Raw genomic sequence first — 25,165 nt, 5'->3', positions numbered from 1 at the left:
GCAATGACCGGCGCACCTGAACGTGAGGTCGGGGAGGTCGGGGAAGTGGTGGCCGCGGCCGTGATCCGCGACGGCCGCCTACTGCTCGCGCAGCGCACCCGCCCGCCGGAGCTGGCGGGGCTGTGGGAATTGCCCGGCGGAAAGATCGAACCGGGCGAGACCCCCGCCGACGCGGTGCGTCGCGAACTGCGGGAGGAACTGGGCGTCGAGGTGACCGCGGGCGAGCGGATCGGCGTCGACGTGCCGCTGCGCGACGGACTGGTGCTGCGCGCATATCGCGCCGAGCTGATCAGTGGCGTCCCGCAGGCACTCGACCACTCCGCGCTGCGCTGGGTGGACGCGACGGATCTGCGCGAGATCGCACTGGTCGCCAACGACCGCGCATGGCTGCCGGACCTGACCGCACTGCTCGACGCCGACTGACCGGTCTCAGGCCGCGCGGGCCTTCTTGAGGCCCTTCTTGAGTTCCTTCTTGGTCGCGCCCTCGTTCTCGAGTTTCTTCATGCGCATGATGACGACGGGGCACTTGAGGCAGCGCGTCTTCTTACGGCAGCACTTCTTCTTGGGCTTGAGGCCGGAGACCTTGCTGGCCTTGACCTTTCCCTTGCCTTTGCCCATTGCCGAGCCCAGCCTTCCTCCCGAGTGCGGTGCCCAGGATCGGATCTGTCCGCACGCGAGTGAGCGTACCCTCATCCGTTGATCCGGCAAGGTGGTCCGGGGGCTGTCGATGCCCCACCGGGGCCGGCACCGGAGGGTCGTCGGGATGGTTTGCGCAGACGCCGTGACTGGCCAGTGGTGCAGATCACTATTGCCTGGTCAGAGGTATCGATCGGGGGTCACGATGCGAGGTTTCGCGCTGCGGGCGGGTAGGGTATTCGCTGGCCGCAATCCCGGCGCTGACGCGAACATCGTGAACCTTCAGTGACGCGGGGTCGCGAATGGGAATCACGCATGCGCGTAGCGGCAGCCAGAAGCCGTGCGACATCAAATTCGTGTGGCCCCGTCAGCAGCCAGGAGAACGCCCCGCGTGAGCACCACCAATTTCCGTAACGTCGCCATCGTCGCGCACGTCGACCATGGCAAGACCACCCTCGTCGACGCCATGCTGCGCCAGTCCGGCGCCTTCGCCGAGCGCGCCGAGCTGGTCGACCGCGTCATGGACTCCGGTGACCTCGAACGCGAGAAGGGCATCACCATCCTCGCGAAGAACACCGCTGTCCACCGTCACAACGCCGACGGCTCGGTCACCGTCATCAACGTCATCGACACCCCCGGCCACGCCGACTTCGGTGGCGAGGTCGAGCGCGGCCTGTCCATGGTCGACGGTGTCGTCCTGCTCGTCGACGCGTCCGAGGGTCCGCTGCCGCAGACCCGCTTCGTGCTGCGCAAGGCGCTCTCCGCGTCGCTGCCGGTCATCATCGTCGTGAACAAGACGGACCGTCCCGACGCCCGTATCGAGGAGGTCGTCACCGAGGCGCAGGATCTGCTCCTCGACCTGGCTTCCGATCTGGACGACGAGGCTGCCTCGGCCGCCGAAGCGCTCCTCGACCTGCCGGTCCTGTACGCCTCCGGGCGTGAGGGCAAGGCCTCGATGAACCGTCCCGAGGACGGTCACGCTCCCGACACCGAGAACCTCGATGTCCTGTTCGACGTCCTCATGGAGCACGTGCCGGCCCCCAAGGGCGATTCCGCTGCCCCGCTGCAGGCACACGTCACCAACCTCGACGCCTCCGACTTCCTCGGCCGCCTCGCGCTGGTGCGTATCCACAACGGCGAGCTGCGCAAGGGCCAGAACGTCGCGTGGATGCACGCCGACGGCGTCAAGAACGTCAAGATCACCGAGCTGCTGAAGACGGTGGGCGTCAGCCGTGAGCCCGGCGAGGTCGCCGTCGCCGGCGACATCGTCGCCGTCGCGGGCATCCCCGAGATCATGATCGGCGACACCCTCGCCGACATCGAGAACCCGGTCGCGCTGCCGACGATCTCCGTCGACGAGCCCGCGATCTCCGTCGTCATCGGCACCAACACGTCGCCGCTCGTCGGCCGCGTCAAGGGCCACAAGCTGACCGCTCGCATGGTCAAGACCCGGCTCGATTCCGAGCTGGTCGGCAACGTGTCGCTGCGCGTCCTCGACATCGGCCGCCCCGACGCGTGGGAGGTGCAGGGTCGTGGTGAGCTGGCGCTGGCCATCCTCGTCGAGCAGATGCGTCGCGAGGGCTTCGAGCTCACGGTCGGCAAGCCGCAGGTGGTCACCAAGCAGGTCGACGGCAAGCTGCACGAGCCGTTCGAGGAGCTGACGATCGACACCCCCGAGGAGCACCTCGGCGCGATCACGCAGCTGCTGGCCAACCGCAAGGGCAAGATGGTCCAGATGACCAACCACGGCACCGGCTGGGTTCGGATGGAGTTCATCGTCCCGTCGCGTGGCCTGATCGGTTTCCGTACCGACTTCCTCACCGAGACCCGCGGCACCGGCATCGCCAACGCCGTCTCGCACGGCTACGGCCCGTGGGCCGGCGAGATCCGCGCCCGCCACACCGGCTCGCTGGTCTCCGACCGGACCGGCTCGGTGACCCCGTTCGCGATGATCCAGCTGTCCGACCGCGGCACGTTCTTCGTCGACCCGGGCGCCGACACCTACGAGGGCATGGTCGTGGGCATCAACCCGCGCGCCGAGGACCTCGACATCAACGTCACCAAGGAGAAGAAGCTCACCAACATGCGCTCGGCGACCGCCGACGCCACGGAGACCCTCGCGAAGCCGATCGAGCTGACGCTCGAAGCCGCGATGGAGTTCTGCGCCGGCGACGAGTGCGTCGAGGTCACCCCCGAGGTGGTTCGCGTGCGCAAGCTGCACCTGTCGCAGACCGACCGCGCGCGCGAGCGTTCGCGTGCGAAGTCGCGTGACAAGGCCGCACTGTAAGTGTGTGACGCGTTCCGTGCGCGTTGTGCGAGTCTGAACACTCGCGCAACGCGCACGGGCGGGGGAGCCGCTCGCGGACGGGAGGACCGATAGTGGCGCAGGTCTGGCACGGGTTCTCCCGTGAGTTCGGTCGGCGGTTGCTGGGGGCAGCCGCCGCGGTGTCGGTGTTGACGGTGGCCGCGTGCACCGCCAATCCGCCACCGCCGGTGGAGAGCACCGACAGCCCCAAACCGACGACGGCCGTCCCGACGAAGAACACCGTCGTCGTCGCGATCGACGACGTCGGTATCGGGTTCAACCCGCATCTGCTCGCCGACCAGTCGCCCGCGAACTCCGCGGTGAGCGCCCTGGTGTTGCCGAGTCCGTTCCGCCCCGTGGTCGATCCGGCGCGGCCGGGCGTCACCACGTGGATTCCGGACCCGTCGGTGCTGGTCTCGGCCACAGCGACACCCGAGACCCCTGCAACTACCGACACGGCCCCCGAGACGCCCGACGTGGCTCCCGCGGTGCCGACCACGATCACCTACCAGCTGCGCAACGAGGCCCAGTGGTCCGACGGCGCCCCGATCGCCGCCGAGGACTTCCGCTACCTGTGGCAGCAGATGATCAGCCAGCCCGGTGTCGTCGATCCCGCGGGATACGGGTTGATCGAGGACATCGCGTCGTCCGGTGGCGGGAAGACGGTGACGGTCAAGATGTCCGCGCCGTACCCCGCGTGGCGGGAGTTGTTCACCGATCTGCTGCCCTCGCACCTCGTGAAGGATTCGCCGGGCGGATTCGCGCGCGGTCTGGCGGACAACATCCCCGTGTCGGGTGGCCGGTTCCACATCAAGTCCGTCGATCGAGGTCGGGACGAGATCCAGCTCGAACGCAACGACCGGTTCTGGGACACCCCCGCCAAACCGGACCAGATCCTCATGCGGCGTGGCGGCTCGCCCGCGCAGCTCGCCGACTCGATGCGGTCCGGCGATGCGCAGGTGGCCCGCGTCCACAGCGGTGCCGCGACGCTTGCCCAGCTGTCGGTGATCCCGGACGTGCAGACCGGCACCGAGCTCCAGCCCCGCGTGCTGTCGGTGACGCTCAACGGACGGGTCCCCGCCCTGGCCGACCGGCAGGTCCGCAGGGGGCTCCTGGGCCTGCTGGACCCGAATCTGCTCGCGACGGTCGGTGCCGGCAGCGAGTCGGCGGCGGTGCCGGCGCGAGCACAGATTCTGGCTCCGTCCGACCCGGGTTACGCGCCCACCGCACCGCCACCGCCGACGCGTGAGCAGGCGTTCGGGCTGCTGGCCGCCGCCGGCCACCAGTTGCTTCCCACCACCACCGAGGGCGCTGCCCCCGAGACCCTGACGGAGGGCCGGATGGTGCACGACGGCGAACAGTTGACGCTGGTGCTGGGCGCCCCCGAGAACGACGACACCGCGGTCGCGGTCGCGAACACGGTGGCCGACCAGTGGCGCGGGGCCGGTATCGCCGCGTCGGTCCTGTCGCTGCCCGCCGAGGAGCTGTACGGGGAGGCGCTGGCGTCGGGCCGGGTCGATGCGGTCGTCGGCTGGGAACGCGCCGGATCGGATCCGGCGACCTCCCTCGCCTCCCGTTTCGGATGCCTGCCGTTGACGGCTTCCGAGGCCGCCTCCGCGACACCGGAACCGGGTTCCACGTCGGCCCGCGAGTTGCGGTCGCCGAGCAATCTCTCGGGCCTGTGCGAACCGGCGCTGCAGCCGGCGATCGACGAGGCGCTGCGCGGCCAGGGTGACGTGGCGCGGGTGATCGCGGACGCCGAGCCCAAGCTGTGGGATCTGGCGGCGGTACTGCCGGTGCTCCAGGACAACACGGTGGTCGCGGTGGGCCCCGGCGTGCAGGGCGTCGTGATGGGCGGTCCGGTCCAGGTCGGCATCTTCGCGGATGCCGGAGCGTGGACGCGGACGAAGTGAGCGAGAGAAACGAGTGGTTGTGAACGGTCGGCGCATCCTGTTCGTCCATGCGCATCCCGATGACGAGACCCTGACCACGGGCGGCACCATCGCGCGCTACGCGGCGGACGGGGCCGAGGTGACGGTGCTGACGTGCACCCTCGGCGAGGAGGGGGAGGTCATCGGTGACCGGTGGGCCGGTCTGGTGGCCGACCGCGCCGATCAGCTGGGGGGCTTCCGGATCCTGGAACTGACCCGCGCACTCGAGGCCCTCGGCGCCTCCGAGCCGCGATTCCTCGGCGGCGCCGGGCGGTGGCGCGATTCGGGCATGGCCGGGACGCCGTCGGCGGCGAACCCGCGCGCATTCGTCAACGCCGATCAGGACGAGGCGGTCAGGGAACTGGTCGCGGTCATCCGCGAACTGCGTCCGCAGGTCGTGGTCACGTACGACCCGGTCGGCGGGTACGGGCATCCGGATCACGTTCGGGCGCATCACCTCACGACCGCCGCGGTGGAGGCCGCGGGCACCGACGCCTTCCCCGAGGCGGGCGGGCCGTGGGAGGTCGCGAAGTTCTACTGGACGGTGACCGAGGAGTCCGCGCTCGAAGCGGGGATCGCCGCGATCGATGCCGTGCCCGAGGGCTGGCGGTTGCCCGAGCCGGGCGAGCTGCCACGCGTGCCGGACTCGACGGTCACCGCGGTGGTGGACGTCGCGCCGGTGATGGCGGCGAAGCTCGCGGGTCTCCGCGCGCACCGCACCCAGGTGACGGTGGCGCCGTCCGGCACGGAGTTCGCGTTGTCGAACGATGTCGCGCAACCGGTCCTGTCCGAGGAACACTTCGTGCTGGTCCGTGGACAGTCCGGTCCCGTCGACGAGCGTGGGCGTGAGACGGACCTGTGCGCCGGACTCGGGTCCTGAGGGCGGTCCAGCCGAGTGGGATGTCCGGACGGTATCGGCGCATCCAGGCCCCGACGGTGCCGTCACGCCAGTTCTCCTCGAACTTCGACGGGAATACCGCTGCGGTAGAAGTGCGGTAGGGCTGTCCCTCCCGCAGTCGGGACCCCATCGCTCGGTCGGTGGTGTCGCGAACGTGCTGCGACGCCCGGCACCGGATACGCCACGCCACGGGATCTCCGTGACCGTCGAGCGGTCGGACCTGGTGAACCTACCCGGGCTCGTCGCCGCCCCACTCGCCGTATGCTGTGATCTACGCCACGTTCGTGGGGGTCCGTTCGTCGGCGCATGCAGCTGTCGAACGGGAGGGTGCGGCGGATGTACAACTGGGAACTCCAGAATGCGATCACGGCGTTCGTGGACAGTCTGCGGCCGATGGCCCCGTACTTCCACGACCTCTACATCGGGTCGTTGCACGCGTTCGTGCATCAGCAGAGCGAGCTGCTCACGATGCTCGGCTACCCGCCGGTCCCGTGACCCGGACCCCGCCGTGGCGGCGCCCTCGCGAATAGACCACGATCGGTGACATGACCGTCGAGAGCCACCCCGTCGAGCCGCCCGTGTCCACCGCCGAAGCCCGCACGACACTGGCGTTGCTCACGTTCGACGGGTTCCTGTGCGCGGTGCTCTCGGTGCTGTTCCTGCCCGCCTACCTCGGGACGACACCGTTCCCGGTGAGCATCCTCGTCGCGGCCGTGGTCAACCTGCTGCTGGTGCTCGGTGCGCGCAAGTTCACGGAGCGGCCGGTCCTCGCCGCGCTGCCGATCTTCGGCTGGCTGTTCGGGTTCGGCCTGTGCGTGATCGGCGGACCGGGCGGCGACGTGCTGGTGTTCGAGGACTGGCGCACGCTGCTGCTGTTCGTCGCGGCGGTGCTGCCGGCCGGGGTCTACCTGTTCCGCGTCCAGCTCGACTCGATCGTGGCCCGGGCCCAGCAGGGCTGATGCCGTCCGGACCGTCGGCGGGCACGGCCGCTCGGTGAGGCCGTGCGCGGGTGGGAATTCCTGCCCGTGCACGACCCCGAGCGCGGCTATTTCTTGTAGAACGCGGTCACGTCGTCGTTCCCGATCAGATCCGGAACGGTCCAGCCGTCCAGGTCGTACTCGCTCATGAACTGCTCGGCCAGACCCTTCATCGCGGAAACGCCTCCGCGATTCTCCGCCGCGAACAGCAGTTCGGCCTTGACGTTCTCGTGGTTGCCGGAGTAGTTGCGCTCGTAGAGTTCGTGCCGTCCGCCGAATTCGGATCCGATCGAGTCCCACAGTGCCTTCATGACCTTGACCCGGTCGACGGCCGTGATCCCGTCGCTGCCGCGGACGTACTTGTCGAGGTACGGACGGACGTCGGGGTTCTTGAAGTCCGCCGCCGACGACGGCAGATAGATCAGGCCGGAGGCGACGTCCTGTTCGATGATCTCCTTGATCCGCGGGTAACCCTGGATCATGAACATCCGGTAGGTGAGCCCGTACTCGAGCTTCGGGATGACGGTGTCGCCGATCCACTGTTCCGGGTCACGCGCCATCGATTCGCTCAGCGACCAGAACAGGTTGCGCCAGCCGATCACCTCACCGACGCGGGTCTGGACGCCGCGGAAGCCGCCGGCGCCGGTGGCGTCGAGGGCCTTCATCAGCAGTCCGGCGATGAAGTCGAGCTTGACCGCCAGCCGGGTGCAACCCTGGAAGGTGAACCGCGGCAGGAAGCCGGACTGGGGGAAGAAGGCGTTGATCTTCTCCACGTCGCCGTACATGAAGACGTTCTCCCAGGGCACCAGCACCTTGTCGAAGATGAAGATGGCGTCGTTCTCGTCCATCCGGGACGAGAGCGGGTAGTCGAACGGGGAGCCGACGACGGCGGCGTTCTGCGAGTACGACGCGCGCGAGATCAGTTTGATACCCGGCGCGTCCATCGGCACCGTGCAGATCAGCGCGTATTCCTTCTTCTTGATCGGCAGCCCGTAGTGCGCGATGAAGTTGTAGTTGGTGATCGCCGATCCGGTGGCGACGACCTTCGCGCCGGAGACGATCAGACCGGCGTCGGTCTCCTTCTCGACCTTCATGAACACGTCACCGACCTGGTCCGGAGGCAGCTGACGGTCGACCGGCGGGTTGATGATCGCGTGGTTCCAGTACAGGACCTTCTCCTGCGACTCGCGGTACCAGCGCTTGGCGTTGTCCTGGAACGGCGCGTAGAGCTCGCTGTTGGCGTTGAGAGTGCCGAGGAAGCTGGCCTTGTAGTCGGGGGAGCGGCCCATCCAGCCGTAGGTCATGCGGGCCCAGGTGGCGATCGCGTCGCGTTCGCGGAGCAGATCGTCGGAACTGGTGGGGGTCTTGAAGAACGGCATGGTGATGCCGCCGTTGCCGGTGTCGGTGGGGCAGGTGAGCGTGTCGACGTGCTCACCGGTGTGCAGCGCGTCGTACAGGCGTGCCGTCATCCGGATCGAGTTGCGGAAGGCCGGGTGGTTCCAGAACTCCTTGACCTTCTCGCCGTGCAGGTAGATTTCGCGGCCGTCCTTGATCGACTCGATGTACTCGTCGCCAGTCATGGGGCGGGATGCGAAGTTCGTGGTCCGGTTCGCGTCGGAGTCGGCCGCGACATTGACCTGCGAACGGTCGACGTCCGTGTCGGTGGGGCGGGGCTCGGTGGTGGTCATCGTTTCTCCTGCATCGGGGATGGGGTCAATTGGTTGCACCGGACAGGTGCAGGGGTGTGAAAGTGGTCTCGGAGTCGAACCATCCGCGGTGCGGATCGTCCATCGATCCGTTCCAGGCGGCACTCCCGCTCGGTGCTCCGAGATCGTGGAATGTGCTGCGGTAGAAGAGCAACGGATCGGTGTCACGGAACTGGGCATCGACGATCTCGCCGATGAAGATCACGTGGTCGCCGCCGTCGTACTCGCGCCACGGAACGCACGACAGGGTGGCGGCGCTGCCGGCCAGCACGGGCGCGGTGGGCCCCTGGGCCCACACCGGTTCGGGGGACTGCGGGCGACCGGCGAAGTGAAGCGCGACGTCGGTCTGGTCCGCGGCGAGGATGTTGACCGCGAACGGTGCGCCGGACAGGAACGCGCAGGCTTTGGACGTGCGGGTCAGGGTTACCTGGCACAATCGCGGTTCGATCGAGACTGCGGTGAAGGCCGTCACCGTTGCGCCGTGGGGCGTACCGTCCTGCCGGGTGCAAGTGATGACGGTGACCCCACTTGCGAACTGTCCGAATATGTTTCGCAGTCGACGCGAATCCATGTCGGGGCTCCTTGCTGGTGGTCGTTGGCTGTGACGGAGACCATAGGTCGATCGGATCGCGGTAGGCGATCCGCTGAGCGGCCTCACTATCCGGATTGCGCGACGGGTTCGACCACCCGTTATTGCCAGAGGAGGTGTTCCCGATCACACTGGGGCCGAAGTCCCGAACTGGACGGGATGGGAAGGGTGCGAGGGTATGGCGATGAACGTGGCCGCCGATCCGGGGGATTGGGACGAGGCGGAGAACGTGGTCTCGAATGCGTACTTCCCGCACGACCTGATGCCGCTGTCGGCCGGATCGGAGCCGCATCTGAACGTGCGGGCGATGCAGATCGGGCCGCTCCGTCTGGCGCGGATCGGTTGGGGAGCCGAGGTTTCCGTCGACACGGAGCATCCCGGCGGGTATGCGGTGAACATCCCGCTGTCGGGTCGGATCGAATCCGTGACCGCCGGCGGTGACGTGATATCGGGTGTCGGGAAGGCGTCCGTGTTCCGGCCGGACACCCCGGCCGTGATCACCCGGTGGACCGCCGACTGCGAGATCGTCGGTGTCAAGGTGGACCGGGACTACCTGCACCGCGAGCTGGGGCGTGTCCTCGGCCGTCCCGACCGCCGACTGCCCGATCAGGTGGACCTGTCGACGGAGGCCGGGCAGACCTGGATGGCGTTGTTGCGCTCGATCGTCCAGCAGGCCCGGGGCGGCGAGGGGCTGTGGCAGACCCCGGTCGTCGCGGAGCAGTTGTCGGGGGCCATCACGGGCGCGTTCGTACTGGCGGCGATGCCCGACGACGCGGCCGCGGCCCCGCGGCCGCGGATCGTCAAGCGGGTCCTCGACCGGATCGACGACGACCCGTCCCTCGCCTGGACTGCGAGCGACATGGCCGAGGCCGCGGGTGTGAGTGTGCGCCGGTTGCAGGAGGGATTCCGGGAGTACCTGGGCATGTGCCCGCGGGACTACCTGCTAGACGTCCGGCTCTCACGCATCCACGACGACCTGGTGACCGGGGATCCGTCGGTCACGTCGGTGACCGACGTCGCCCTGCGCTGGGGTATCACCCACACCGGACGGTTTGCGGCGGCCTATCGACGCAAGTACGGGTACGCGCCCTCGGAGACGTTGCGTTCCTGATGTTCTCGTATCGGGTCATCCGCGGTGGCCGAGGTCGGCGCTGAGCGCGTCCGCGGCGGCGACGACGTGCTGTGCGGCCGCGTCGCGGAACTGTTCGGGGGTGTGTCGTCCGGAGGAGGTGGAGCACGCGGTGACGGCGACGACGGTTCCCGCCGCGTCCCGCACGGGGGCGGCGATCGAGATCAGGCCCTCCTCGAGTTCGGCTGCGGTCAGCGCGTAGCCCTGGTCGAGGACCCTGGCCAGCTCTGCGCGCAATTCGTCGGGCGTTCCGAGGGTTGCCGGCGCCAGCTTGTCGAATCGGGTTGTGGCGATCACCCGGTCGACGGTCTCGTCCGGCGCCCAGGCGAGCAGTGCACGCCCCATCGACGTCGCGTAGGCAGGCACGCGGGTGCCGACCGAGACGTTGATGCTCATGATCCGGCGCACGGGCACGCGGGCGGCGTACACCACGTCGCCCCCGTCGAGTACACCCAGCGAGGCGGATTCGCCTGTGCGCTCGGACAGTTGGACGAGCCGCGGCATCGCGGACTCGACGAGTGCGTGGGACGCGGAGTAGTGCTGGCCGATGCTGAGCACGCGGGGAGTGAGCGACCACCGGGTCCCGTTCGCGGCGACATAGCCGAGCTTCTGCAGGGTGAGCAGGATGCGGCGTACCGCCGGGCGGGACAGGTCGGTCTTGGCGGCGAGTTCGGCCAGCGACGGGGTGGGGTCCTGCTCGTCGAATGCGAGCAGGACGGCGAAGCCCCGTTCGATGCTCTGGATGAAATCCCGGTCTTCGTTCGGCATCTGATGCTCCTGGCTGCGGGTTCGGTGTGACTTCGAGGTCGGGTGTTGACAACGGCTGTGACTCGACGCACAGTATGGTGTGTACGCATTGCGACGTGCATGTACGCACAGCGTACAACTTCGGTGGGGGACGCGCCTGCCCCGCGTTCACCGCCGCCACAACTTTCTCGACCGTCACTGTTCGAGCCTCGACGAGGAGGACCCATGACCAGCACCGAAACGGCGACCGCGCACGCATCGGGTAATGCCGCCACCGACAAGTTCAAGTCCGAGCGCGTGTCGGCGGACACGTCGAAGGAGCGGGCGGCCGCGATCTACCGCGACGTGCTCGCGGCGTTCGGGGAGATCATCCACAAGCACGGTGTCACCTACGACGAGTACCGGGTGGTCAAGCAGTGGATCATCGACGTCGGCGAGTACGGCGAGGTGCCGCTGTGGCTGGACGTGTTCGTCGAACACGAGATCGAGGACGTCAACTACAGCCGCAACGGACTCGCCGGCACCAAGGGCAGCATCGAGGGCCCGTACTACGTCGCCGATGCGCCGCAGCTGCCGTCCAGGTGCACGATGCCGATGACCGACAAGGACGCCGAGGCAACCCCGTTGGTGTTCTCCGGCCAGGTCACGGATCTGGCGGGCAACGGTCTCGCCGGCGCCACCGTCGAACTCTGGCACGCCGACGAGGACGGCTTCTACTCGCAGTTCGCACCGAACCTGCCCGAGTGGAACCTGCGCGGCACCATCGTCTGTGATGACGAGGGCCGTTACGAGATCACCACGCTGCAGCCCGCGCCGTACCAGATCCCGCACGACGGACCGACGGGCTGGTTCATCGAGTCCTACGGCGGTCACCCGTGGCGTCCGGCCCACCTGCACCTGATGGTGAAGGCGCCCGGCAAGGAGACCATCACGACCCAGCTGTACTTCGCGGGCGGTCAGTGGCTCGAGAACGACGTCGCGACCGCGACCAAGCCGGAACTGATCCTCGATCCGAAGGCCGGGGACGACGGCAAGAACTACGTGACCTACAACTTCGCCCTCGACCCCCAGGCCTGAGTCGAAGCGAATGCCGGTGTCCCACGGGGGCGCCGGCATTCGGTGCTTCCCGATCCGATTGAGAGCTGTTCGATGCCCGACCCTGATCTCGCAATCGTCTCCGTCGAGACGACCATCATCGACGTGCCACTGGTGCGTCCGCACAAGTTCGCCACCACCACCGCGGAGAAGCAGCCGATTCTGCTGGTCGCGATCACCACCGCCGGCGGCGTCACCGGCCACGGTGAGGGCGTGGTGCCCGGTGGGCCCTGGTGGGGTGGTGAATCCGTAGAGACGATGAAGGTGATTGTCGACCGTTACATCGCGCCGTACATCATCGGGCGTGGTGTCGACGAGATCACCGGCATCATGGTGGATCTCGAGAAGATCGTCGCCAATGCCCGGTTCGCGAAGGCTGCCGTCGACGTCGCGCTGCACGACGCGTACGCCCGGCACCTCGGCGTGGGGGTGCACACGCTGCTCGGTGGCGCGTTCCGGACCGGCGTCGACGTCCGCTGGGCTCTCGGAGCCGCTCCGGTCGAGGAGATCCTCGAGGAGGTCGCGCACAGGATGGAGGCGCGCCTGAACTTCTCCTTCAAGCTCAAGATGGGTGCGCTGGACCCGGCCGTCGATACGGAGCGGGTGGTCTCGATCGCACAGTCGCTCAGCGGCAAGGCGGGCGTGAGCATCGACGTCAACGCGCGATGGGATCGGTTCACCGCGTTGCGTTTCGTGCCCGAACTCGTCGACGGCGGCGTCGAACTCGTCGAGCAACCCACCCCCGCCGAGCAGATCGAGGTGCTCGCCGAGCTCAACCACCTCGTCGCCGCACCGGTCATGGCCGACGAATCGGTGCACACGCCGCACGACGCCCTCGAGATCGCCCGCGCCGGTGCCGCCGACGTCATCGCCCTCAAGACAACGAAATGCGGTGGGCTGCAACGCAGCAAGGAGGTGGTCGCGGTCGCGAAGGCGGCCGGCATCCGTTGCCACGGCGCCACGTCCATCGAGGGGCCCATCGGCACCGCCGCGTCGATCCACTTCGCCTGCGCCGAACCGGGTATCAACTTCGGAACCGAACTGTTCGGCCCTCAGCTGTTCGCCGTCGAACTGCTGCAGACACCACTCGACTACTCCGCCGGCCAGGTCCACCTGCCCTCGGGACCCGGGCTCGGCGTCGAACTGGACATGGACGTCGTCAGGCACCTCGCCCGCGACTGATCACACGCACGGAGAGCACGGAGAACGAGGAGAACTTCATGGCACTGTTCCACGTCCGGATGGACGTCGACATTCCCCGCGATCTGGATCCCGGGGTGCGCGACGAGACGATCGCGCGGGAGAAGGCGTATTCACAGGATCTCCAGCGTCAGGGCAAGTGGGCGCATCTCTGGCGAATCGTCGGGCAGTACAGCAACATCAGCATCTTCGACGTGGACTCGGCCGACGAACTCCACGAGCTCCTGTGGAGCTTGCCGCTGTTCCCCTACATGACGATCGAGGTCACGCCGATGACGAAGCACGGCAGCTCGATCCGCTAGGAAGGCCTTCGCCAGATCCCGCCCGCACCGGGCGTGACGGCGTCGACCAGCGCCCACGCCTGCTCGACCGGGAGGTCGTGGACGACGTACTTGCCGGTGCCCGCGGGTGTCGCCGCGATCACGGTGGCGACGCCGGCGCGGCGCTGGAAGAACGTCTGGCGCACCGTCCAGCCGATGATGCCGGCGGCCTCGATGCTGTCGCGGCGGCGGTCCAGCGATCCGCTGCGGGTGATCAGCCAGCCGGGCAGCACCGCGTGCCCGAGTCCGCGGTAGCGGTCCCACGCGAGTCCCGCGCCTGCCAGCGCGAGCACGACGACGCCCGCCCACGCGGGCCACGGCACGTGACGGCCCGCGACGACGAATCCGGCGGCGATCAGCGCGGCGAGGGCGGCCGGCCACAGCGCGCGGGTGTAGCGGCGCCGATGCGCGGCCGGTCCGTGCGGGAGCAGCGCGACGTCCGCCTGCCGGTCGTCGCCGAGAACGGTCGCCATCACCCGCGTCGCGTCCGCCCGCGGGCTCTGCGGCAGCAGCAGTGACGACTCACGGTGTTCGGCGCTGACACCGGTCATGATCGCGTCGAGGGACGCCCCGCCGGCGACGCGAAGCAGCAGCGGCTCCTTGAGCGTCGTGCCGCGGAGCCGGGCCCGGTCCAGGGTGGTCTGCCGGGTGCGCAACAGTCCGTGACTGACGTGCAGCGTGCGGCCGTTGTCGGTGACGCTCATGCGGCCGTACACCACCAGATAGCGCCCGCACGCGAGGACGCTCGCGGCGACAAACAGGATCACCAGCCCGGCCAGGCCGAGTACGGCGAGGCCCAGTGCGCCGGCCTGTTCGGCGGAATCGAATCCGTCCGCGAGGGCGGGGGAGCGGGCGATCCGGTCGGCCAGCCCGTACTGGAACACGATGCCGACCAGCGCGCCGATCGCGATCAGCCCGGTCACCGAGAACGGCGCGTACCGCACCCATGACGGCGACCAGTGCCCGATCTCGACGCCCGGCCTCCCGGGCGGTGCGGTGTCCGAGGCAGCATCGGTGCCCGCCTCGGGCCGGAGCTCCCGGTGTCCGGCGAGCAGCGCCGCGCGCAGGTCCGGGACGAGGGTGGCGTCGAGCGCATTGAGTTCGAACCTGCTCTCGCCGCGCTGCGCCTGCCGGCCGGTGCCGATCCGGAGCACCGCCAGCCCGAGGAGCCGGTGCAGCACCCCGGCCTCGACGTCGACGGAGCGGATGCGGGTGCGCGGCACCGACAGGACCTTCTTCTCGAAGACGCCGTGCCGCAGCTGCACGTGGACCGGACCGATGCGGTAGGTGGTGGTGAACCAGCGGAGCACGCCGTAGACGACGAGGACGGCGACGGCGACCAGCCCCCAGTAGTGGTTGCCGTTCCGGCTGCCGACGATCCACGACACCGCGATCACGGGGAGCAGTTTGAGGACCTCGTTGACCGGGTGGACGAGCAGCATCCGCTTGTCGAGGCGCAGCCACGGCTGTTCCTCCTCGGCGGCCAGGGCGGCGTCACCGGACTGTTCGAGGGGCACGCTCACGTCGCATCCCCGGCGTTGCGGGCGGCGATCTCGGTGAGGTGTTCGACGGTGCGGTCGGCGACGTCGAGGTCGAGTGCGGTGATCTTCACGGCGCCGGCCGACGACGCCGTGGTGACGGTGACCGTCGCGAGGCCGAAGAATCGGTCCAGCGGTCCGCGTTCGGTGTCGACGGTCTGGACGCGGGTGATGGGTGCGATCCGGCGCTCCTGGTTGAACCAACCGGTGCGTGTGTAGACGGCGTCGTCGCTGATCTCCCAGCGGTGCACGCGGTAGCGCCACCGCGGCACGACCACGATGTCGACGACCGCGACGACCACAGTGAGCGCGAAGACCAGCACGTGCGGCCACGTGGTCCAGCGTCCGTCGACGACCGCCCACACGACCTGCGCGACGAACACCGGCAGCCAGATCAGGGTGGCCGTCGTCGCCCACAGTCGCGGGGCGCGGACGCTGGGGCGCCACTTCGGTTCGGCCATCGTCACCGTTCGCTCGAACGGTGCGGGGTCGGGAGGGAAGCTCACGATCTCATCCTGCCCGAGTCGACGTCCCGCGTCCTATGGTGGAGGTGGCCGCGAGTGTCTGCCGAGACGGAAGGTGGTCGTCATGCAACGATCCGGAACCGACAACGCCCGGGACGCCGAGGGCTCCGAGGAGGCCGAGGACGTCGTCCGCCCGACGGACGTGCCCGAAGCCGATCTGGTGGAGCAGATGACCCCGGCCGAAGGCGACGACGACCGCGACGATTCGGACCGGATCGAGCCGCCGCTGGAAGTGAACGAGGCGGACGCGGCCGAGCAGCGCCGCAGCGTCCCCGTCGACGAGGACTATCCCCGCGGCTGAGCGGATCGACCGGGACCCGCGGTGGCAGGTACCGGGGCGGGTGACGCATGATCGACGGGTGACCCACTCAGGCGATGACACCGACCGGTCCACGATCCTGCCGATCCCGTCGGTACCGCGGCCCCCGGTGAAGACCGAAGCGCCGTCCGCGAGTGCGATGCGGCGGGTACTGCGTCGCGCCCGGGACGGGTCCACCCTCAACGTCGACGAGGCGACCACCCTGCTGCACGCGCGTGGCACGGACCTCGAGGACCTGTGCGCGTCGGCGGCGAAGGTGCGTGACGCGGGACTGGTCGCGGCGGGCCGTCCGGGGACCGTGACGTATTCGCGGAAGGTCTTCATCCCCCTCACCCGCCTGTGCCGCGACAAGTGCCACTACTGCACGTTCGTGACGGTCCCCGGCAAGCTGCGGGCCGAGGGCCACAGCGTGTACCTGGAACCGGACGAGGTGCTCGAGATCGCGCGGCAGGGCGCCGAGATGGGCTGCAAGGAAGCCCTGTTCACGCTCGGGGATCGCCCGGAGGCCCGGTGGCCCGAGTCCGAGCAGTGGCTCGACGAGCGGGGCTACGATTCCACACTGGACTACGTGCGCGCGATGTCGATCCGGGTGCTCGAGGAGACCGGTCTGCTGCCGCACCTCAACCCCGGCGTGATGAGCTGGGAGGAGATGTCCCGGCTCAAGCCGGTGGCGCCGTCGATGGGGATGATGCTCGAGACCACCTCGAAGCGTCTGTTCACCGACAAGGGCGAGTGCCACTACGGCAGCCCCGACAAGGACCCCGACGTCCGTCTGCGCACACTGACCGAGGCGGGCCGACTCTCGATACCGTTCACGACCGGGATTCTCGTCGGCATCGGCGAGACGCCGGCCGAGCGTGCCGACTCCATCATGGCGATCCGAAAGGTGCACAAGGCTTTCGGGCACGTGCAGGAAGTGATCGTGCAGAACTTCCTCGCCAAGCCGGATACCGCGATGCGGGATGCGCCCGACGCGAACCTCGAGGAATTCCTGGCGACCATCGCGGTGACCCGGCTGCTGCTGGGCCCGGGTATGCGGATCCAGTCGCCGCCCAACCTCGTCTCGCACGCCGAGTGCCTCGCGCTGATCGGCGCCGGCGTCGACGACTGGGGCGGCGTCTCGCCGCTCACCCCGGACCACGTCAACCCGGAGCGGCCGTGGCCCAACCTGGACACCCTTGCCGAGATCACGGCGCAGGCCGGGTTCGCGCTCACCGAGCGGACCGCCGCGCAGCCGCAGTACGTGCTGGCCGGACACCCGTGGATCGACCCGCGGATCGGCGCACACGTGCGGGCGCTGGCGGACCCCGAGACGGGTCTCGCGCGGGAGGGCGTGAAGCCGGCCGGGTTGCCGTGGCAGGAACCGGACGAGGAATGGGTGTCGACCGGTCGTGTCGACCTCAACACCGAGATCGACACGCAGGGCCGCAACACCGAGACCCGCTCCGATCTGGGCAGCGCGTTCGGCGACTGGGAGACGGTCCGGGAGCAGGTGCTGGAACTGGGCCGCGCCGCGCCGACCCGGGTGGACACCGACGTTCTGTCGGCGCTGCGCAGCGCCGAGCGCGATCCCGCCGGCCTCAGCGACGACGAGTACCTCGCGCTGGCGACGGCGGACGGTGACGGGCTCGAGGCCGTCGTCGCGCTCGCGGACGCGCTGCGCAGGGAGGCCGTCGGCGACAACGTCACGTACGTGGTGAACCGGAACATCAACTTCACCAACATCTGCTACACCGGCTGCCGGTTCTGCGCGTTCGCGCAGCGCAAGGGTGACGCGGACGCGTTCACGCTGTCGGCCGAGGAAGTGGCCGACCGGGCATGGGAGGCGTACGTCGCCGGTGCGACCGAGGTGTGCATGCAGGGCGGCATCGACCCCGAACTGCCGGTCACCGGGTACGCCGATCTGGTGCGGGCGGTCAAGCGCCGGGTGCCGTCGATGCACGTCCACGCCTTCAGCCCGATGGAGATCGTCAACGGCGCTTCCCGTGGTGGGCAGAGCATCCGGGACTGGCTCACCGAACTGCGCGCGGCCGGACTGGACACGATTCCCGGCACGGCCGCCGAGATCCTCGACGACGAGGTCCGCTGGGTGCTCACCAAGGGCAAGCTGCCGACGTCGGCGTGGATCGACGTGATCACCACCGCCCACGAGGTGGGCCTGCGATCGAGTTCGACGATGATGTACGGCCACGTCGACAGCCCCAAGCATTGGGTGGGTCACCTGAACGTGATCCGTGGAATCCAGGACAGGACAGGCGGATTCACCGAGTTCGTGCTGCTGCCGTTCGTGCACCAGAGCGCGCCTCTGTACCTCGCGGGCGCGTCCCGGCCGGGCCCGACGCAGCGGGACAACCGGGCCGCGCACGCGCTGTCGCGGATCATGCTGCACGGGCGGATCCCCAACATCCAGACCAGCTGGGTGAAGCTGGGTATCGCCGGCACGCAGGCGATGCTGCAGGGCGGCGCGAACGATCTCGGTGGCACGTTGATGGAGGAGACCATCTCCCGGATGGCCGGTTCGCAGCACGGATCGGAGAAGACCGTCGAGGAGCTGCGGGCCATCGCCGAGGGGATCGGGCGTCCCGCCCGCGAGCGGACCACGGGCTACGCGTTGCGCGAGCACGCGCCGGCCCTGCCGTTGGTCTGAGTGCCGCGATGAGCGACGACGGCCGCCCGAGCGACCGGACCGTGGCGGTCCTGCTCGACCAGGCGGCGTGGGGCATCAGCCCCGTGCTCGACGTGCTGCACCTCGATCCGCTCGGCATCAAGGCCCGCACGTTCGAGCCGCCGAGCGCGGCCGACCGGGCCCTGGCCGAGAAGGTGCTCGACGCCGCGGCGTGGGTGTTGGACGAGCTGACGGTGCCCGGCACCGCGGCCTGGGAACGGTCGAGCGCGGCGGACCGGGCCGACTGGTGGGTGACGCGGCTCGGTGCGCTCAACACCGTCGCGGTCGCGTTCCCCGGCGTTCTCGGTGCGCTGGTCGGCCGGCTGCCGATCCAGGACCTGCTCGGCTTCGCGAACCAGGCGCTGGTGTTGGTGGCGGTGGCGCGCGAGTACGGCGTCGAGGACCGGGCACGGCAGGTGGATCTGCTCGCGGCGGTGCTGTGCCGACGCGAGCTCGATGCCCGGCCGATCCTCGAGTGTTCCTCCCGCCACGAGGATGCCGAGCGTGACCACGCTGCGGGATGGCGACCGTTCGCGGTGGTCGGATCGATGTGGCGTACGGCACACACGGTTCGCGGGCTGCTGTCCGAGATCGAGCGGCGGCCGCGCGGCAGTGGGCCGTACCGCGTCCTCGGTCGGCTCCCGGTGGTGGGTGCGCTCGCCGAATACCTGGGTGAACGCGGCGCGCTCGCGGAGGTCGCGAGCGAGGTGCGGGACCGGATCGACGCGGGTCGGCCCGCCGCCCGCGCGGTTCGCTGAGGCGACCCTTACCTGACTGTTGCGGTCGGGGAGATTCATACTGGACACTCCGGAAGTTCGTCGGGTCGAGGACCCGACCAGCCGGGTCGTCGAGGCGCCTCGGCGCCCGGGTCAGAAAGGCAGGGAGAGCAGCAGTGACCTACACGATTGCCGAACCGTGCGTCGATGTGCTGGACAAGGCATGTATCGAGGAGTGCCCGGTCGACTGCATCTACGAGGGTGGTCGCATGCTCTACATCCATCCGGACGAGTGTGTGGACTGCGGTGCGTGTGAGCCGGTGTGCCCCGTCGAGGCCATCTTCTACGAGGACGACGTGCCGGATCAGTGGACCGGATACGTGAGCGCGAACGTCGACTTCTTCGACGATCTCGGTTCGCCGGGCGGTGCCGCGAAGCTCGGCAAGGTCGACTTCGACCCGCCGCTGATCAAGGCGCTGCCCCCCATGGGCGAGGAATAGGTCGAGGAAGAGCGTTGCCCCGTAACCCGGTAGCCAAGTCCCTGCCCGATTTCCCGTGGGATTCCCTCGTGTCCGCGAAGGAGAAGGCGCAGTCGCATCCCGACGGCATTGTGAACCTGTCCGTGGGAACCCCGGTCGATCCGGTGGCTCCGGCCATCCAGGCCGCATTGTCGTCGGTGGCGGCCGAGCCCGGCTACCCGACCACGCACGGCACCGATGCGCTGCGCGAGGCCACGGCCGCGTCGGTGGCCCGCCGCTACGGGATGACCGGAGTGGATCCGGCGGCGATCCTGCCGGTGATCGGCACCAAGGAAGCCATCGCGTGGCTGCCGCGCCTGCTCGGTCTCGGGGCCGGCGACCTCGTGGTGATCCCCGAGGTTGCCTACCCGACGTACGAGGTGGGCGCGCTGCTCGCCGGTGCGCGGGTGCTGCGGGCCGACGGGACCGCGCAGCTGGGCCCGGAGAATCCGGCACTCATCTTCGTCAACTCGCCGTCGAATCCCACCGGCAAGGTGCTCGGGGTCGAACACCTGCGCAAGGTCGTCGCGTTCGCGCGCGAGCGGGGAGCGATCGTCGCGTCCGACGAGTGCTACCTGGGTCTGACGTGGGACGCCGACGCGGTCTCGATCCTCGACCCGCGGGTGTGCGACGGCGACCACACGGGCCTGATCGCGATCCAGTCGCTGTCGAAGACGTCGAACCTCGCCAGCTACCGGGCCGGCTTCCTCGCGGGCGACCCGGCGCTGATCGCCGAACTGCTCGAGGTCCGCAAGCATGCGGGCATGATGATGCCGACGCCGATACAGGCCGCGATGGCCGCTGCGCTCGCCGACGACGAGCAGGAGGCCGAGCAGCGTGAGCGGTACCGGCGTCGTCGCGACGTCCTGCTCGCCGCGGTCCGTGGAGCAGGTTTCACGGTCGACGACTCGGAGGCCGGGCTGTACCTGTGGGCCACCCGCGGTGAGGACTGCCGGGACACCGTCGACTGGTTCGCCGAGCGCGGCATCCTCGTCGCGCCGGGAGACTTCTACGGCCCGCGCGGGCAGAAGCACGTGCGGATCGCCCTCACCGCGTCCGACGAGCGGATCGCCGCGGCGGCAGCGCGTCTGTCCTGACCACACCGGGCACCCGGGTCCTCACGTTTTGCGCACTTCTCGCGCGCGTGGGGCCCGCGTTCTCGCGTTTTGCGCACTTGTCGCGGAAAGTGGGGCGCAGGTTCCGACGCTTCGCGCACTTGTTGCGGGGCGCCGGAGGCAGTGTCGGGCGTAGCCTGAGCTTGGTTGCAGTCACCCAGCTCGAGGGCAGGAGGGCAGCATGGATGCCGTCACGCAGGTACCGGCGCCGCACAACGAGCCGGTCCACTCCTACGCGCCGCGGAGCTCCGAACGCGATCGTCTGAGGAAGTCGCTGGCGGATCACATGTCCGCCGCGATCGAGATCCCGCACGTGATCGGTGGCAAGCACCGACCTGGCAGCGGTGAGCCGATGGAAGTGGTTCAACCGCACCGGCATTCCTCGATCCTCGGCACGATCACCAACGCCACCTACGACGACGCCCGCGCGGCGATCGACGCCGCGACCGCGGCCGCGCCGGCCTGGCGGGACCTGCCGTTCGACGAGCGGGCCGCGGTGCTGCTGCGGGCGGCGGACCTGCTGTCCGGTCCGTGGCGCGAGACGCTGGCCGCCGCGACGATGCTGGGTCAGTCCAAGTCGGTGCAGCAGGCCGAGATCGATGCCCCGTGCGAGTTGGTCGACTTCTGGCGGTTCAACGTCCACTTCGCCCGGGCGATTCTCGCCGATCAGCCGGTCTCGTCGCCCGGGGTGTGGAATCGGCTCGAGTACCGGCCGCTCGAGGGGTTCGTGTACGCGATCACGCCGTTCAACTTCAGCGCGATCGCCGGCAATCTGCCGACCGCGCCGGCGCTGATGGGTAACACGGTGATCTGGAAGCCGTCGCCCACCCAGACCCTGGCCGCGTACTGGACGATGCGCGTGCTCGAGGCCGCCGGACTGCCGCCCGGGGTGATCAACCTGCTCACCGGTGACGGCCTCGCGGTGTCGGATGTGGCACTGAGCGATCCGCGACTGGCCGGCATCCACTTCACCGGATCCACCGCCACCTTCCACCGTCTGTGGCGCGAGGTGGGCGCGAACATCGACCGGTACCGCAGCTATCCCCGAATGGTGGGCGAGACCGGCGGCAAGGACTTCGTGGTGGCGCATCCGTCCGCCGATCCCGCGGTGTTGTCGACGGCGCTGATCCGCGGCGCGTACGAGTACCAGGGGCAGAAGTGTTCGGCGGCGTCGCGCGCCTACATCCCGCGGTCGCTGTGGTCGCGGATGAAGGACCAGTTCCTGGCCGAGGTGGACGCACTCACCTACGGCGACGTCAGCGATCTGGAGAACTTCGGCGGCGCGGTGATCGACCGGCGCGCCTACGACAAGAACGTCGCGGCGATCGAGCGGGCGCGGGGCGCGGCCGGAGTCGAGATCGCGGTGGGCGGCAAGTACGACGACGGCGTCGGCTACTTCGTCCGGCCCACCGTGCTGCTGGTGGACGATCCGCGCGACGAGGCGCTGTCCAAGGAGTACTTCGGCCCGATCCTGTCTGTACACGTGTACGACGACTCGGCGCCGAACGCGTTCGCGGACGTGCTGACCGCGGTGGACACGGCGTCGGCCTACGCGTTGACCGGCGCCGTCGTCGCCGACGACCGGGCCGCGATCGAACAGGCCTCGGCCGCATTGCGATACACGGCCGGGAACTTCTACGTCAACGACAAACCGACCGGGGCGGTGGTGGGTCAGCAGCCGTTCGGGGGTGCGCGCGCGTCAGGCACCAACGACAAGGCCGGCTCGCCGCTGAACCTGCTGCGGTGGGTCTCGGCCCGCACGATCAAGGAGACCTTCGTTCCGCCGACTGACTACCGCTACCCGCACATGGAACCCGGGACCGGTCGATGACACCGTCGGTCCTGTCGAATCCGCTGCGGCCGGCGATCCTCGCCGCCGCCCGGTCGGCGCGGGTCAAGAGCGCGGTGACGCGCGCGCCGGTGACGAAGTCGATCGTGCGCCGGTTCGTCGCGGGGGAGACGCTCGCCGACGCGATGGCGGCGTCGTCGACCCTGCTGGCGGCGGGACGGGCGGTGAGCATCGACTACCTCGGCGAGGACACGCTCGACCCGGCCCAGGCGCGCGACACCGTCGTCACGTACCTCGAGCTTCTGGCCGAACTGGGCCGCCTGCCGCAGGTTCGGGACGCCGTCGTGCGCCCGATCGAGGTGTCGGTGAAACTGTCCGCGCTCGGACAGGGCCTGCCGGTGGACGGGGAGAAGATCGCGCTCGACCACGCCCGGACGATCTGTGCGGCCGCGCGCGAGCACGGGGCGGCGGTCACCGTCGACGCCGAGGACCACACCCGAACCGACTCCACACTGGCGATCGTGCGCGAGCTGCGGGCCGACTTCCCGTGGCTCGGGACCGTCCTGCAGGCGTACCTGCGACGCACGGAGGGCGACTGCCGGGACCTGTCGGGGGCCGGCTCACGGATCCGGCTGTGCAAGGGTGCGTACCGCGAACCGGAGTCGGTGGCGTTCCGGTCCCGGGCGGACGTCGACGCGTCGTACGGGCGGTGTCTGGCGATCCTGATGCGCGGGGACGGTTACCCGATGGTCGCGACCCACGACCCGGCGATCATCGCGTCGGTGGACGACCTGGTTCGCGAGACGGGCAGGGGGCCTGACGATTTCGAACACCAGATGCTGTTCGGGATCCGGGACCTGGAGCAGGCTCGCCTGGTGGACGCCGGACGGCGCGTGCGCGTCTACGTGCCGTACGGCGGGCAGTGGTACGGCTACTTCATGCGCCGACTCGCGGAGCGGCCGTCGAACCTGACGTTCTTCCTTCGCTCGACGCTCACCCGGGGCTGACGCGCGATGTGAGACAGTGGGCGTCGTGCTGCTCAGTTCGCTGAATCCTCTCGCAGTCGCCCGCGGCGACGACATGCCCGACGCCGTCCGGGTCGGCGACGCCACACTCTCGCGCACGGACATCCTCGGTGCTGCCGGAGCGCTGGCCAAGCGCATCACCGGCGCCCAGCGGGTCGCTGTGCTGGCCACGCCGTCGGCCTCGACGGTGGTCGCGATCGTCGGCTGCCTGCTCGCCGGCGTCACCGTCGTCCCGGTGCCACCGGATTCGGGCCCGGACGAGTTGGCGCACATCCTGTCCGACTCCGGGGCGCAGGCGTGGCTGGGGCAGGCACCCGAGGGGAGCGACCTGCCGGTAGTGCCGGTCCGGGTGCACGCCCGTGACTGGCACTCGCATCCCGAACCGCACCCCTCGTCCACCGCTTTCGTGCTCTACACGTCCGGCACGACGGGCCCACCGAAGGGTGTGCTGCTGAGCCGCCGCGCGATTGCCGCGGGCGTCGATGCCCTCGCCGAGGTATGGGGCTGGACATCGAAAGACATCTTGGTGCACGGCCTTCCGCTGTTCCACGTGCACGGACTGATTCTGGGTGTGCTCGGCCCGCTACGCATCGGCAGTCGGCTGATCCACACCGTCAAGCCGACGCCGCAGGCGTACGCGGAGGCGGCGAAGGCGGGCGGGTCGTTGTTCTTCGGGGTGCCGACCGTGTGGTCGCGCGTGGTCGAGGACGAGGAGTCGGCCCGCGCGCTGAGCGGCGCCCGGCTCCTGGTGTCGGGCAGCGCGGCACTGCCGGTGCCGGTGTTCGAGCGGCTGCAGGAGCTGACCGGCATCGCCCCGGTCGAGCGGTACGGCATGAGCGAGAGCATGCTCACCCTCAGTACCCGCGTCGACGGCGAACGCCGGCCCGGTTGGGTGGGCACCCCGGTGCGCGGCGTCGAGACCCGGCTGCGCGACGAGCAGGGCGGCGACGTCCCGCACGACGGCGAGAGCATCGGCGGCCTGCAGGTGCGCGGGCCGATGCTGTTCGACGGTTATCTCGATCGCCCCGACGCGACCGCCGAGTCGTGGACCGAGGACGGGTGGTTCAAGACCGGTGACGTGGCGGTGATCGACGAGGGCGGCTTCCACCGCATCGTCGGCCGCGAATCCACCGACCTGATCAAGTCCGGCGGCTACCGCATCGGCGCCGGCGAGGTCGAGACCTCGCTCCTCGGGTATCCGGGCGTGAAGGAGGCCGCGGTGGTGGGACTGTCGGACGCCGACCTGGGGCAGCGGATCGTCGCGTACGTCGTGGGGGAGGGCCTCGACGAGGAGGCCCTCATCGCGCACGTGGCGGGACAGCTGTCGGTGCACAAGCGGCCCCGCGAGGTCCGCATCGTCGACGGCCTGCCGCGCAACGCGATGGGCAAGGTGCAGAAGAAGCTGCTCGCCTGAGGCGACGCC

General features: G+C 69.4%; 24 protein-coding genes. 18 read left to right on the top strand and 6 right to left on the bottom strand.

The genetic code is table 11. The features are described from left to right. The first annotated feature begins 3 nt into the window (after positions 1-3). Complete coding sequence (locus tag J2X34_RS07580) at positions 4-423, top strand: (deoxy)nucleoside triphosphate pyrophosphohydrolase (protein ID WP_174909094.1); 420 nt, start codon at positions 4-6, stop codon at positions 421-423. A 6-nt stretch (positions 424-429) separates the two neighbouring features. Here J2X34_RS07580 and J2X34_RS07575 read toward each other — a convergent pair whose 3' ends face one another. Beyond that, a complete protein-coding gene (locus tag J2X34_RS07575) occupies positions 430-618 on the bottom strand; it encodes a hypothetical protein (RefSeq protein ID WP_031940253.1) in 189 nt (62 codons plus the stop codon). Between the two features lie 409 nt (positions 619-1,027). Between J2X34_RS07575 and typA the strand changes: the two genes are divergently transcribed. From typA to J2X34_RS07550, 5 genes are all read left to right on the top strand, one after another. Beyond that, positions 1,028-2,923, top strand: coding sequence for a translational GTPase TypA (gene typA, locus J2X34_RS07570; RefSeq protein ID WP_114718417.1), 1,896 nt, complete (start codon positions 1,028-1,030; stop codon positions 2,921-2,923). 92 nt (positions 2,924-3,015) lie between these two features. Continuing rightward, entirely contained in the window at positions 3,016-4,854 is a 1,839-nt protein-coding gene (locus J2X34_RS07565; protein ID WP_429516475.1) for an ABC transporter family substrate-binding protein, read from the top strand. A 19-nt stretch (positions 4,855-4,873) separates the two neighbouring features. Further along, the gene (mshB, locus tag J2X34_RS07560) at positions 4,874-5,752 is read left to right on the top strand and encodes an N-acetyl-1-D-myo-inositol-2-amino-2-deoxy-alpha-D-glucopyranoside deacetylase (RefSeq protein WP_429516474.1); all 879 of its coding nucleotides are present in this window, start codon (positions 4,874-4,876) and stop codon (positions 5,750-5,752) included. A gap of 324 nt (positions 5,753-6,076) precedes the next feature. Then, positions 6,077-6,265, top strand: a complete 189-nt coding sequence (locus J2X34_RS07555) for a hypothetical protein (RefSeq protein ID WP_147283446.1) — start codon at positions 6,077-6,079, stop codon at positions 6,263-6,265. A gap of 50 nt (positions 6,266-6,315) precedes the next feature. After that, positions 6,316-6,729 (top strand): hypothetical protein, encoded by a 414-nt coding sequence (locus J2X34_RS07550; protein ID WP_429516473.1) that lies wholly within the window; start codon positions 6,316-6,318, stop codon positions 6,727-6,729. An 86-nt stretch (positions 6,730-6,815) separates the two neighbouring features. On the opposite strand, the gene J2X34_RS07545 is transcribed toward J2X34_RS07550, so the two are convergent. Together J2X34_RS07545 and J2X34_RS07540 are read right to left on the bottom strand one after the other, a co-directional pair. Next, complete coding sequence (locus J2X34_RS07545; RefSeq protein WP_114718420.1) at positions 6,816-8,435, bottom strand: 4-hydroxyphenylacetate 3-hydroxylase family protein; 1,620 nt, start codon at positions 8,433-8,435, stop codon at positions 6,816-6,818. Between the two features lie 25 nt (positions 8,436-8,460). After that, positions 8,461-9,024, bottom strand: coding sequence for a flavin reductase family protein (locus J2X34_RS07540; protein ID WP_114718421.1), 564 nt, complete (start codon positions 9,022-9,024; stop codon positions 8,461-8,463). Positions 9,025-9,226: 202 nt separating this feature from the next. Here J2X34_RS07540 and J2X34_RS07535 point away from each other — a divergent pair, with 202 nt between their 5' ends. Beyond that, positions 9,227-10,153, top strand: a complete 927-nt coding sequence (locus J2X34_RS07535) for an AraC family transcriptional regulator (RefSeq protein WP_114718571.1) — start codon at positions 9,227-9,229, stop codon at positions 10,151-10,153. A 15-nt stretch (positions 10,154-10,168) separates the two neighbouring features. On the opposite strand, the gene J2X34_RS07530 is transcribed toward J2X34_RS07535, so the two are convergent. Beyond that, positions 10,169-10,939 carry an IclR family transcriptional regulator domain-containing protein gene (locus J2X34_RS07530; RefSeq protein ID WP_429516472.1) on the bottom strand — a complete coding sequence of 257 codons (771 nt, stop codon included), beginning with the start codon at positions 10,937-10,939 and terminating at the stop codon, positions 10,169-10,171. 204 nt (positions 10,940-11,143) lie between these two features. Between J2X34_RS07530 and catA the strand changes: the two genes are divergently transcribed. The 3 genes from catA to catC all read left to right on the top strand — a co-directional run bounded on the left by catA (position 11,144) and on the right by catC (position 13,515). Then, positions 11,144-11,995 (top strand): catechol 1,2-dioxygenase, encoded by an 852-nt coding sequence (catA, locus tag J2X34_RS07525; RefSeq protein ID WP_429516471.1) that lies wholly within the window; start codon positions 11,144-11,146, stop codon positions 11,993-11,995. 72 nt (positions 11,996-12,067) lie between these two features. After that, entirely contained in the window at positions 12,068-13,195 is a 1,128-nt protein-coding gene (locus tag J2X34_RS07520; RefSeq protein WP_429516470.1) for a muconate/chloromuconate family cycloisomerase, read from the top strand. Between the two features lie 38 nt (positions 13,196-13,233). Further along, on the top strand, positions 13,234-13,515 hold the full coding sequence (gene catC, locus J2X34_RS07515) for a muconolactone Delta-isomerase (RefSeq protein WP_114718425.1): 282 nt from the start codon (positions 13,234-13,236) through the stop codon (positions 13,513-13,515). Here catC and J2X34_RS07510 read toward each other — a convergent pair. Both J2X34_RS07510 and J2X34_RS07505 read right to left on the bottom strand, forming a co-directional pair. Next, a complete protein-coding gene (locus J2X34_RS07510; RefSeq protein WP_429516469.1) occupies positions 13,512-15,056 on the bottom strand; it encodes a PH domain-containing protein in 1,545 nt (514 codons plus the stop codon). The genes catC and J2X34_RS07510 overlap by 4 nt on opposite strands. Beyond that, positions 15,053-15,532 carry a PH domain-containing protein gene (locus J2X34_RS07505; protein WP_429516772.1) on the bottom strand — a complete coding sequence of 160 codons (480 nt, stop codon included), beginning with the start codon at positions 15,530-15,532 and terminating at the stop codon, positions 15,053-15,055. The genes J2X34_RS07510 and J2X34_RS07505 overlap by 4 nt, the downstream gene beginning before the upstream one ends. Before the next feature lie 127 nt (positions 15,533-15,659). On the opposite strand from J2X34_RS07505, the gene J2X34_RS07500 reads away from it, so the two are divergent. From J2X34_RS07500 to J2X34_RS07465, 8 genes are all read left to right on the top strand, one after another. Continuing rightward, positions 15,660-15,896 carry a hypothetical protein gene (locus J2X34_RS07500; RefSeq protein WP_147283447.1) on the top strand — a complete coding sequence of 79 codons (237 nt, stop codon included), beginning with the start codon at positions 15,660-15,662 and terminating at the stop codon, positions 15,894-15,896. Between the two features lie 40 nt (positions 15,897-15,936). Beyond that, positions 15,937-18,561 carry a bifunctional FO biosynthesis protein CofGH gene (locus J2X34_RS07495; protein ID WP_429516468.1) on the top strand — a complete coding sequence of 875 codons (2,625 nt, stop codon included), beginning with the start codon at positions 15,937-15,939 and terminating at the stop codon, positions 18,559-18,561. A gap of 8 nt (positions 18,562-18,569) precedes the next feature. Beyond that, positions 18,570-19,337: a hypothetical protein gene (locus J2X34_RS07490; protein WP_429516467.1), complete on the top strand. Its 768-nt coding sequence runs from the start codon at positions 18,570-18,572 to the stop codon at positions 19,335-19,337. 134 nt (positions 19,338-19,471) lie between these two features. Continuing rightward, the gene (gene fdxA / locus J2X34_RS07485; protein WP_114718430.1) at positions 19,472-19,795 is read left to right on the top strand and encodes a ferredoxin; all 324 of its coding nucleotides are present in this window, start codon (positions 19,472-19,474) and stop codon (positions 19,793-19,795) included. A 14-nt stretch (positions 19,796-19,809) separates the two neighbouring features. Next, a complete protein-coding gene (gene dapC / locus J2X34_RS07480) occupies positions 19,810-20,910 on the top strand; it encodes a succinyldiaminopimelate transaminase (protein WP_114718431.1) in 1,101 nt (366 codons plus the stop codon). A 199-nt stretch (positions 20,911-21,109) separates the two neighbouring features. Then, on the top strand, positions 21,110-22,759 hold the full coding sequence (gene pruA / locus J2X34_RS07475) for an L-glutamate gamma-semialdehyde dehydrogenase (protein ID WP_429516466.1): 1,650 nt from the start codon (positions 21,110-21,112) through the stop codon (positions 22,757-22,759). After that, a complete protein-coding gene (locus tag J2X34_RS07470) occupies positions 22,756-23,724 on the top strand; it encodes a proline dehydrogenase family protein (protein ID WP_114718433.1) in 969 nt (322 codons plus the stop codon). Before pruA ends, J2X34_RS07470 begins: the two co-directional genes overlap by 4 nt. 25 nt (positions 23,725-23,749) lie before the next feature. Further along, entirely contained in the window at positions 23,750-25,156 is a 1,407-nt protein-coding gene (locus tag J2X34_RS07465; protein ID WP_429516465.1) for an acyl-CoA synthetase, read from the top strand. Positions 25,157-25,165 lie beyond the last annotated feature (9 nt).

Origin of the sequence: Rhodococcus sp. BE178, assembly GCF_050433545.1 — a bacterium.
Classification (GTDB): domain Bacteria; phylum Actinomycetota; class Actinomycetes; order Mycobacteriales; family Mycobacteriaceae; genus Prescottella.
The sequence above is the reverse complement of the archived record's forward strand: the minus strand, read 5'-3'. Positions and strand labels throughout refer to the sequence as shown.

Bases quoted from the DNA above. Each gene is read 5' to 3' on its own strand.
- pruA (WP_429516466.1), top strand. From the start codon at position 21,110: ATGGATGCCGTCACGCAGGTACCGGCGCCGCACAACGAGCCGGTCCAC.
- J2X34_RS07555 (WP_147283446.1), top strand. From the start codon at position 6,077: ATGCAGCTGTCGAACGGGAGGGTGCGGCGGATGTACAACTGGGAACTC.
- J2X34_RS07520 (WP_429516470.1), top strand. From the start codon at position 12,068: ATGCCCGACCCTGATCTCGCAATCGTCTCCGTCGAGACGACCATCATC.
- J2X34_RS07545 (WP_114718420.1), bottom strand. From the start codon at position 8,435: ATGACCACCACCGAGCCCCGCCCCACCGACACGGACGTCGACCGTTCG.
- catA (WP_429516471.1), top strand. From the start codon at position 11,144: ATGACCAGCACCGAAACGGCGACCGCGCACGCATCGGGTAATGCCGCC.
- J2X34_RS07575 (WP_031940253.1), bottom strand. From the start codon at position 618: ATGGGCAAAGGCAAGGGAAAGGTCAAGGCCAGCAAGGTCTCCGGCCTC.
- J2X34_RS07550 (WP_429516473.1), top strand. From the start codon at position 6,316: ATGACCGTCGAGAGCCACCCCGTCGAGCCGCCCGTGTCCACCGCCGAA.
- J2X34_RS07505 (WP_429516772.1), bottom strand. From the start codon at position 15,532: ATGGCCGAACCGAAGTGGCGCCCCAGCGTCCGCGCCCCGCGACTGTGG.
- J2X34_RS07540 (WP_114718421.1), bottom strand. From the start codon at position 9,024: ATGGATTCGCGTCGACTGCGAAACATATTCGGACAGTTCGCAAGTGGG.
- J2X34_RS07530 (WP_429516472.1), bottom strand. From the start codon at position 10,939: ATGCCGAACGAAGACCGGGATTTCATCCAGAGCATCGAACGGGGCTTC.
- J2X34_RS07580 (WP_174909094.1), top strand. From the start codon at position 4: ATGACCGGCGCACCTGAACGTGAGGTCGGGGAGGTCGGGGAAGTGGTG.
- J2X34_RS07490 (WP_429516467.1), top strand. From the start codon at position 18,570: ATGAGCGACGACGGCCGCCCGAGCGACCGGACCGTGGCGGTCCTGCTC.
- J2X34_RS07535 (WP_114718571.1), top strand. From the start codon at position 9,227: ATGAACGTGGCCGCCGATCCGGGGGATTGGGACGAGGCGGAGAACGTG.
- J2X34_RS07500 (WP_147283447.1), top strand. From the start codon at position 15,660: ATGCAACGATCCGGAACCGACAACGCCCGGGACGCCGAGGGCTCCGAG.
- J2X34_RS07470 (WP_114718433.1), top strand. From the start codon at position 22,756: ATGACACCGTCGGTCCTGTCGAATCCGCTGCGGCCGGCGATCCTCGCC.
- catC (WP_114718425.1), top strand. From the start codon at position 13,234: ATGGCACTGTTCCACGTCCGGATGGACGTCGACATTCCCCGCGATCTG.